The organism is Pseudomonas sp. HMSC065H01, from assembly GCF_001815235.1.
Taxonomy (GTDB): domain Bacteria; phylum Pseudomonadota; class Gammaproteobacteria; order Pseudomonadales; family Pseudomonadaceae; genus Pseudomonas; species Pseudomonas aeruginosa.
In genome coordinates this window covers 1-554 of the sequence record NZ_KV819938.1, presented here as the reverse complement: position 1 = coordinate 554, position 554 = coordinate 1, and the positions used below count along the sequence as shown (strand labels likewise).

Sequence of the window (554 nt, the reverse complement as noted above, 5' to 3'; positions counted from 1 at the left end):
ATGCTCGCCGCCGTGACGTTCGACCCCCGGCTGATCTGGGACAACACCAATCTGGATGACGAGAATGAGTGATCTGCCAAGTCCGAAGAAACACAAGACCTCGAACTGGTCGGCGATCTGGGTGCTGCCGCTGGTGGCCCTGGCCATCGGTGCCTGGCTGGCGTGGCGTGCCTTCGACCAGGCTGGCGTGGACATCCAGGTTCGCTTCGAGAGCGGCGACGGGATCCAGGCCAACAAGACCGAGGTGCTGTACAAGGGCATCTCGGTGGGTAAGGTGACCGACCTGCATGTCAGCAAGGACATCAAGGGCGTGGTCGCGACCATCGAGATCAAGAAGGAAGCCCAGGAGTACCTGAGCAAGGACACCCGCTTCTGGCTGGTCAAGCCGCGTGTTTCCCTGGCTGGCGTCACCGGCCTGGAAACCCTGGTCTCCGGCGTCTACATCGCGGTCGATCCGGTGAAGGGCGAGAAGGAAGAACGCTACTTCACCGCGTTGAAGGAGCCGCCACCCCTTTCCGACAAGCTGCCCGGCCTGCACCTGACCCTCAAGGCCG

At 62.6% G+C, this 554-nt stretch carries 1 protein-coding gene and 1 pseudogene; both read left to right on the top strand.

Features of this window, described 5'->3' with window-relative positions; genetic code table 11:
• Window positions 1–72, top strand: a pseudogene (locus HMPREF3014_RS35285) (paraquat-inducible membrane protein A); the annotation flags it as partial.
• A partial coding sequence (locus HMPREF3014_RS32150) for an MlaD family protein (protein ID WP_141765476.1) occupies window positions 65–554 on the top strand: 490 nt, incomplete at its 3' end. The pseudogene HMPREF3014_RS35285 and the gene HMPREF3014_RS32150, both read left to right, overlap by 8 nt.